Origin of the sequence: Inquilinus sp. (assembly GCF_039594555.1) — a bacterium.
Lineage (GTDB): Bacteria > Pseudomonadota > Alphaproteobacteria > DSM-16000 > Inquilinaceae > Inquilinus.
Map to the genome: position 1 here is coordinate 1 of NZ_JBCNNF010000373.1, position 6,771 is coordinate 6,771.

The 6,771-nt window shown below is 67.7% G+C and carries 6 protein-coding genes; 3 read left to right on the plus strand and 3 right to left on the minus strand.

The window, feature by feature from the left end:
- From ABDW35_RS28875 to ABDW35_RS28885, 3 genes are all read left to right on the plus strand, one after another.
- The coding region (locus ABDW35_RS28875) for an ABC transporter substrate-binding protein (RefSeq protein WP_343717304.1) at positions 1-1,622 on the plus strand (1,622 nt) is incomplete at its 5' end.
- A gap of 37 nt (positions 1,623-1,659) precedes the next feature.
- The gene (locus tag ABDW35_RS28880; RefSeq protein WP_343717305.1) at positions 1,660-2,658 is read left to right on the plus strand and encodes an ABC transporter permease; all 999 of its coding nucleotides are present in this window, start codon (positions 1,660-1,662) and stop codon (positions 2,656-2,658) included.
- On the plus strand, positions 2,655-3,818 hold the full coding sequence (locus ABDW35_RS28885) for an ABC transporter permease (RefSeq protein WP_343717306.1): 1,164 nt from the start codon (positions 2,655-2,657) through the stop codon (positions 3,816-3,818). The genes ABDW35_RS28880 and ABDW35_RS28885 overlap by 4 nt, the downstream gene beginning before the upstream one ends.
- 76 nt (positions 3,819-3,894) lie before the next feature.
- Here ABDW35_RS28885 and ABDW35_RS28890 read toward each other — a convergent pair whose 3' ends face one another.
- From ABDW35_RS28890 to ABDW35_RS28900, 3 genes are all read right to left on the minus strand, one after another.
- Positions 3,895-4,791, minus strand: a complete 897-nt coding sequence (locus tag ABDW35_RS28890) for a class I SAM-dependent methyltransferase (protein WP_343717307.1) — start codon at positions 4,789-4,791, stop codon at positions 3,895-3,897.
- Positions 4,788-5,600, minus strand: coding sequence for an MBL fold metallo-hydrolase (locus tag ABDW35_RS28895; RefSeq protein WP_343717308.1), 813 nt, complete (start codon positions 5,598-5,600; stop codon positions 4,788-4,790). The genes ABDW35_RS28890 and ABDW35_RS28895 overlap by 4 nt, the downstream gene beginning before the upstream one ends.
- A 204-nt stretch (positions 5,601-5,804) precedes the next feature.
- Complete coding sequence (locus tag ABDW35_RS28900) at positions 5,805-6,539, minus strand: response regulator transcription factor (RefSeq protein WP_343717309.1); 735 nt, start codon at positions 6,537-6,539, stop codon at positions 5,805-5,807.
- Positions 6,540-6,771 lie beyond the last annotated feature (232 nt).

Sequence of the window (6,771 nt, forward strand, 5' to 3'; positions counted from 1 at the left end):
GCGACGGCACCGACTTCAAGCTGCATCCGGACATCCTTCTGTCCTACGACGTGCAGGACGAGAAGGTGTTCACCCTGCATCTGCGGCCGGGCCACAGATGGTCCGACGGCCAGCCCTTCACCAGCGACGATTTCCGCTTCTCCTGGGAAGATGTCGAGCTGAACAAGGAGCTGTCGCCCTACGGCCCGGACACGCGGATGCTGGTCGACGGCGAGAAGCCCAAGGTCGAGTACCCGGACGCGCTGACCGTGCGCTATTCCTGGTCCAAGCCGAACCCGGAGTTCCTGACCTCCCTGGCCGGGGCCGCGCCGCTCTACATCTACGCGCCGGCGCATTACCTGAAGCAGTTTCACAAGAAATACGCCGACCCCCAGGCGCTGGACGCGCTGGTGCGGCAGGCCGGCATGCGCAACTGGGTGGCGCTGTTCAACCTGCGCAGCAAGCTGATCGACGCGGCCAATCCCGACCTGCCCGAGCTCGAGCCCTGGGTCAACACCACGAAGGCGCCGGCCGACCGCTTCGTCTTCGTCCGCAACCCGTACTATCACCGCATCGACAGCCAGGGCCGGCAGCTGCCCTATCTCGACCGGGTGATCGTCAATGTCGTCGAGCCCTCGCTGATCCCGGCCAAGGCCGGCGCCGGCGACGCCGACCTGCAGCAGCGCGGCCTGCGCTTCGACAACATCAGCTTCCTCAAGGCCGGCCAGCAGGCGGGGCATTACAAGGTGCGGCTGTGGCCGACGGCGCTGGGCTCCGAGGTGGCGCTGTACCCGAACATGAACTGCAACGACCCGGACTGGCGCGCCCTGAACCGCAATGTGCTGGTGCGACGGGCCTTGTCACTGGCGATCAACCGCGACGAGATCAACCAGGTGGTGTTCTTCGGCCTGGCCCGGCCGAGCCAGAACACGGTGCTGCCGGAATCGCCCTATTACAACCCGGCCGAGGCGAATGCGTGGACCCAGTTCGACCTGGACAAGGCCAACGCCCTGCTGGACGAGGCCGGGCTGGGCAACCGCGACAGCGACGGCATCCGCCTGATGCCGAACGGCCGCCGGCTGGAGATCGTGGTCGAGAGCACCGGCGAGCGGACGCTGGAGAGCGACATCCTGCAGCTGATCCGGGACAGCTGGGCCAAGATCGGCGTCGCCCTCTACACCACCCAGTCGCAGCGCGACGTGTTCCTGCAGCGCATCTTTTCGGGCGAGACGGTGATGTCGGTGTGGACCGGCATCGACAACGCGCTGATCACCCAGACCACCGCGCCGGCGGAGCTGGCGCCGGTCGATCAGAACTGGCTGCAGTACCCGAAATGGGGCCAGTACCTGCAGACCAAGGGCACCGCCGGGGAGAAGGCGGATGAGCCCTTCGCCCTCAAGCTGCTGGCGCTGTATGACGAATGGCGCAGCACCACCGACGACGACCGGCGCGACGCCATCACCCGCGAGATGCTCAAGATCCAGGCGGACGAGGTCACCTCGATCGGGACAGTGCAGGGCGTGCTGGCCCCGATTGTGGTCAAGAACCGCCTGCACAACGTGCCGGAGAAGGCGATCCTGTCCTGGGACCCCGGTGCGCATTTCGGCATCTACCGGCCCGACACCTTCTGGGTGGACCCATGACGGCGGGCATGGCCATGGCGCGAAGGGCAGGGACATCATGCTGAGCTACATCGCCCGGCGCATCCTGGTGATGATCCCGACCCTGCTCGCGATCAGCTTCATCAGCTTCGCCATCATCCAGGCGCCGCCCGGCGACTACCTGACCACCATGGTCAACGAGCTGCGCAGCCGCGGCCAGTCGCTGGACCCGAACCAGCTGCAGTTCATGCGCGAGACCTACGGGCTGGACCAGCCCTTCCTGCAGCAATACCTGTCCTGGCTGGGCAACTGCCTGCAAGGCGATTTCGGCTGGTCGTTCGAGTACAGCCTGCCGGTGACCGCGGTGGTCGGCGACCGCATGTTCCTGACCATCCTGCTGACCATCGCCACCACGATCTTCATCTGGGTGGTGTCGTTCCCGATCGGCATCTATTCGGCAACCCATCAGTACAGCATCGGCGACTACGGACTGACCTTCCTGGGCTTCCTCGGCCTGGCCACGCCGAACTTCCTTCTGGCCCTGGTGCTGCTGTACCTGGCCAACCAATGGTTCGGCATCTCCATCGGCGGGCTGATGGACCCGAAATTCATGGACCAGCCGATGAGCTGGGCCAAGTTCGTCTCGGTGCTCGAGCATCTCTGGGTGCCGGTGATCGTGATCGGCACCTCCGGCACCGCGGCGATGATCCGCCGGCTGCGTGCCAACCTGCTGGATGAGCTGCAGAAGCAGTACTACGTCACCGCCCTGGCCAAGGGCATGAAGCGGCGCCGGGCATTGCTGAAATACCCGCTGCGGATGGCGCTCAATCCGTTCATCGCCGATATCGGCAACATCCTGCCGCACCTGATCTCCGGCGCGACCATCGTCTCGGTGGTGCTGAGCCTGCCGACCGCCGGCCCGCTGCTGCTGTCGGCGCTGCAGAGCCAGGACATGTACCTCGCCGGCTCCTTCGTGCTGTGGATGGCGGTGCTGACGGTGATCGGCACCCTGGTCTCGGACCTGGCGCTGGCCGCGCTCGACCCCCGCATCCGGCTGACCGGAGGGGCCGTGAAATGACCGATGCCCCCCGCGAGCCGCAGCATTACGTCAACCCCGCCGCCTGGGACCCCTATCTCGAGGCGCCGCTGACGCCGCAGCAGGAGCGGTACTTCCTGGCCTCTCAGTGGCGGATCATGTGGTGGAAGCTGAAGCGCCACCGCCTCGCCGCCCTCTCCGGCCTGATCCTGCTGCTGGCCTATCTCTCGATCCTGGTCAGCGAGGTGCTGGCGCCGTACGGGCTGGACAGCCGCCACACCGGCCACATCTACGCGCCGCCGCAGCAGGTGCGGCTCTTCCATGACGGCAGCTTCGTCGGCCCCTATGTCTACGGCTACCAGTACTCGCTGGACATGGATTCGATGCGGCGGGTCTACACCGAGGACCGGTCGCAGCCGCAGCCCCTGCGCTTCTTCTGCCGCGGCGACAGCTACCGGTTCTGGGGGCTGTTCGAGGCCGATTTCCATATCGTCTGCCCGCCCCAGGGCGGCACCTTCTTCCTGCTCGGCACCGACCGGCTGGGCCGCGACATGCTCAGCCGCATCCTCTACGGCGCCCGCATCTCGCTGACCGTCGGCCTGCTCGGCATCACCGTCAGCTTCCTGCTCGGCATCGTCATCGGCGGCCTCGCCGGCTATTACGGCGGCTGGGTCGACAACCTGGTGAACCGGCTGATCGAGGTGATCCAGAGCTTCCCGCAGCTGCCGTTGTGGATGGCGCTGTCGGCCGCCCTGCCGGTGACCTGGAGCCCGATCCTGGTGTTCCTGGGCATCACCATCATCCTCGGCCTAGTCGAATGGACCGGCCTGGCGCGATCGGTGCGGTCAAAGCTGCTGGCGCTGCGGGAGGAGGATTTCTGCGTCGCCGCCCAGCTGATGGGCGCCCGGCCGCGGCGGATCATCTTCCGCCATCTGCTGCCGAGCTTCATGAGCCACCTGATCGCCTCGGCCACCCTGACCATCCCCGGGATGATCCTGGGCGAGACCGCGCTGAGCTTCCTCAATCTCGGCCTCAGGCCCCCGGTCACCAGCTGGGGCGTGCTGCTGAACGAGGCGCAGAACATCAACGTGGTGGCGCTCTACCCCTGGCTGCTGATCCCGGTCTTGCCGGTGATCATCGTGGTGCTGGCCTTCCAGTTCTTCGGCGACGGCCTGCGCGACGCCGCGGATCCGTATCGGTAGGCCGCACACTTCCGGCCCGACACGTCGCCTCTCCCGCCAAGCGGGAGAGGCAATCTGAGCGGGCCGGAAGCGTTGCTTAGAGATACGCCAGCGGCTGCGACGACTTCTCCAGCCACAGGCTGGTCTCCGGCGTGCCGTCGCGCAGCGGCAGCTGGCCGATCACGGTGCGCGACACCGCCTCGGCCATCCGCGTCGCCGCATAGTGGCTGGCGAAGACCGGTTTGAAGCCGCCGGCGGTCAGCAGCGGCGCCACCACCTGCTGCTCGTTGTAGCCGCGCCAGCCCCATTCCGCGGGATAGGGGTCGGGCAGGCAGATGTCGTGGATGTGCACCAGCACGCCCGGCGGCAGGCAGGGCAGCACCTGGTTCACCAGGAAGTCCACATCCGTGCCGGGCATCGCGATGTGGCTGGAATCGATGAACAGGATGTCGCCTTCGGCCAAGTCGCGATACGGTTCGGTCCCCGCCTCTTGAACCGTTTGCTCAAGGTGCGTGATGCCGAGCTCGGAGATCGCCGCCCGCGGCGCCGGATCGATGGCGGTGAACTCGAGCGCCAGGTCGCCGTCGACCGCCGCCCGGATCATGAAGCGGGTGGAGTGGCCGGAGCCGACCTCGACGATCCGCGCCGGCTGCCGCGCCCGCACCATGGCATAGGCGGCCGCGGCGTCGAGCCGGGCGAACCAGCCCTGGTTCCAGCGCGGCTGCGGCGGCGGCGAGTCGCGCTCGGTCGCGCCGATCGCCAGCAGGCCGTCACGGTAGGAGTCGATGACGTCGAGCACCGCCTGGAACACCGGCTCGGAGGCGCGGAACAGCGCCTCGTGCCCGGCATAGGGCGCCAGTTCGTCCGGCACCTCATCGGCATAGCTGCAGGGGATGAAGAAGCCCTTCGGCTGACGGCCGAACAGGGTGGCGAGGCCCAGGCGCCAGCGTCGCAGGCGGCGGCCGAAATCGGGGGGAGTGCTGTGGGAACTCAAGGGTGCAACGTCATGCCTTCGTGCGCGACCAGCGTCCCGGGACGCCGGCGGTCCGCGGCATCCGCGATCCGGTCCAGGAACGCGTCATCGTGATTGGGATCGTGGTGGAACAGCACGACCCGGCCGACATCAGCCGCATCCGCGAGCTTGAGTGCCTCCTGCCAGGTCGAGTGGCCCCAGCCGACAAATCTCGGATACTCCTCATCCGTGAACATGGCGTCATACACCATGATGTCGGCGCCGCGAACGAAATCGGCGATGACCGGGTCTACCCCTTCCGGCCGATGCTCTGTGTCGGTGATGATGCAGATGCTCTTCCCCCCGACATCGATGCGGTAGCCGCAGGCGAGGTTCGGGTGGTTGAGCCAGCAGGTGTTGAGCTTGATGCCCGGGAAGGGCTCCATCGGGGTGCCGCAGTCGAAATCGTGATACTCGCAGTCCTGGAAGACGCCGATCGGCACCGGGAACAGCGGCGCCATCATCGTCTCGCACAACACCGTGTAGATCGATTTGTTCTGCGGCTTCAGGTGGCCGGCCCAGAAACGCACCTTGCGGCCCTTGGCGTAGGCCGGCTTGAAGAACGGCACGCCGCAGACATGGTCCCAATGGGTGTGGGTGAAGAACACGTCCACATCGGGCCGCCCCTCCTCCATCAGCCGGTGGCCGAGGTCGCGCAGCCCGGTGCCGCCATCGATGATGATGAGGTCGTCTCCGCGCCGGATCTCGATGCAGCTGGTGTTGCCGCCGTAGCGCATGTTGCAGGAGGCCGGGCAGGCGATGCTGCCGCGAACACCCCAGAACCGGAGCATAAGGTCGCTCGTCTTCGCCATCGGCGCGTCAGTCTGACTCTCGGCGCGCGGGAAACCATCCGTCACGTCCGAGGACGCCGGCGGAGGTGACTGTCGCGCACCGAGTCGCATGAGTCGAGAAAAAAGGTCTTTTCGACATATTGATGATGAAACACGGCTGCGGCCCGGTGTCTGTGTCGCCCGTCACAGGATGCGCCGCCGGAATCACTGTCCTTTCTCCTGGTCCGGCGCCTGCCCGCCCAGGGCATAGCCGCCCGGGACGGTCAGCAGCAGCGCCGGCCGCGCCGGATCGGCCTCGATCTTGCGCCGCAGACGATAGATATGGGTCTCCACCGTGTGGGTGGCGACTCCGGATGCATAGCCCCAGACGGCGTCGAGCAGGGAATCACGGGACACGGTCTCGCCGTCCTGCCGGCGCAGATGGCGCAGGATCGCGGCCTCCTTGGCGGTCAGCCGGATCTCGCGCCCGTCGCCGGCATGGACCAGGCGCAGGCCGGTGGGATCGAAGCGGTAGGGGCCGAGATCGGGTTCCGGCCGGGCCTGGCCGCGCCGCGCCAGGGCGGCACGCAGGCTGGTGAGCAACACGCCGATGCGGATCGGCGGGCGCAGCGTCGCATCCGCGTCGGCGAAGCGGTCCGCCCGGTCGCCGATCGCCAGGATCGGCCCGTCGAGGCCGGAGCCGCGCAGCCGGCCGCACAGCGTCTCTGGTGCCGGCCCCTCCCCGGTCTCGTCCAGGATGGCATCGTCGATGATCGCCGCGGCGAAGTCGCCGCCGGCGGCCGCAACCGCCGCCTCGGCCGCCGCCGCCCCGGACACTGTGGTGGCGGCGAAATCCGCCGACGCCGCAAACTGCTCGCCCAGCAGGGTGCGCAGCGCGCTGTTGCCGCAGGCGAGAAGAAGCCGTTTCCTGGCGCCGGTATCGGATGCGATGTCGCCCATGGTTGGGCAATCTAGCACGGCCGCCGCGGAAGGCGACCGAGAGGAGGCGAAGCGGTGGAGATTGTGGTCTCGCCCGAAGGGTGGATCGACTGGGGCGCCGGGCGACGGCGCTGCGCCCTGGGCAAGGGCGGCGTGCGGCCGGACAAGCGCGAGGGCGACGGGGCGACGCCGGTGGGCCGGTTCCCGCTGCGCCGGGTGCTGTTCCGTCCCGATCACGGCCCGGCCCCGGCGA

Bases quoted from the DNA above. Each gene is read 5' to 3' on its own strand.
- ABDW35_RS28880 (WP_343717305.1), top strand. From the start codon at position 1,660: ATGCTGAGCTACATCGCCCGGCGCATCCTGGTGATGATCCCGACCCTG.
- ABDW35_RS28885 (WP_343717306.1), top strand. From the start codon at position 2,655: ATGACCGATGCCCCCCGCGAGCCGCAGCATTACGTCAACCCCGCCGCC.
- ABDW35_RS28895 (WP_343717308.1), bottom strand. From the start codon at position 5,600: ATGCTCCGGTTCTGGGGTGTTCGCGGCAGCATCGCCTGCCCGGCCTCC.
- ABDW35_RS28900 (WP_343717309.1), bottom strand. From the start codon at position 6,539: ATGGGCGACATCGCATCCGATACCGGCGCCAGGAAACGGCTTCTTCTC.